This is a genomic window from Streptomyces boncukensis (assembly GCF_011045075.1).
Taxonomy (GTDB): Bacteria; Actinomycetota; Actinomycetes; order Streptomycetales; family Streptomycetaceae; genus Streptomyces; species Streptomyces boncukensis.
On sequence record NZ_JAAKZZ010000996.1, the window covers coordinates 1 to 1,156 of the forward strand.

Below are 1,156 nucleotides of genomic sequence, written 5' to 3' on the forward strand. Positions count from 1 at the left end.
GACGTGGCTTCCTGCGAAGTACCGGGACCGGGGGCCGAAGCCGCTCACGATGGGCATCGGCGAGCTGGAGTACGTGGGCGGGAGGTACCGGATCACCACCGACCCGGAGGGGCCGCCGACCGACTGGTGGGAGTACGAGGGCGGCCTCTTCCCCTACAAGCGCAACATCGCCGCCGTGGGCTTCAGCCGGGACGAGATGACCCTGGAGGGCATCACCCGGGAGCAGATGCGGCGCGGCTGCTGGGACCCGAAGGCCCGGATCGCCGACATGGAGGCGAACCACGTCGAGGGCTCGCTGTGCTTTCCCACCTTTCCGCGCTTTTGCGGGCAGACGTTCGCCGAGGCGCAGGACAAGGAGGTGGGGCTGGCGTGTGTGCGGGCGTACAACGACTGGATGGTGGAGGAGTGGTGCGGCGACAGCGGCGGCCGGCTGATCCCGCTGTGCCTCATCCCGCTGTGGGACGTGGGCCTGGCCGTCGCCGAGGTGCGCAGGAACGCCGAGCGCGGGGTGCGCGCGGTGACCTTCAGCGAGATCCCCACATACCTCGGTCTCCCGAGTATCCACTCCGGCTACTGGGATCCGTTCTTCGCCGTCTGCGAGGAGACCGGAACGGTCGTGTGCATGCACATCGGCTCGTCCTCGCAGATGCCGGCCGCCTCCCCGGACGCGCCGCCGGCCGTACAGGCCACCCTGTCGTTCAACAACGCCATGGCGTCGATGACCGACTTCCTCTTCAGCGGGGTGCTGGTGCGCTTCCCGGGGCTGAAGCTGGCGTACGCGGAGGGCCAGATGGGCTGGATCCCCTACGCCCTGGAGCGCGCCGACGACGTGTGGGAGGAGCACCGTGCCTGGGGCGGCGTGCGCGACCTGGTCCCCGAGCCGCCCTCCGCCTACTACCGCCGGCAGGTCTTCTGCTGCTTCTTCCGCGACAAGCACGGCGTGGCCTCCCTCGACGCGGTGGGCCGGGACAACGCCACCTTCGAGACCGACTACCCGCACGTCGACTCCACCTTCCCGCACACCCGGCAGATCGCCCTCGACCACGTCGAAGGACTCGACGACGAGACGGTGTGGAAGCTGATGCGGGGCAACGCCATCCGCATGCTCGACCTCGACCTGGACCGCACCCCGGAGCAGTACCGGGCGCGCACCCGC

General features: G+C 69.8%; 1 protein-coding gene. It reads left to right on the forward strand.

Annotation, left to right across the window (positions count from 1 at the left end; genetic code table 11):
* Nucleotides 1-1,156: amidohydrolase family protein (locus G5C65_RS37545; RefSeq protein ID WP_165303519.1), on the forward strand; the 1,156-nt coding region annotated here is incomplete at both ends.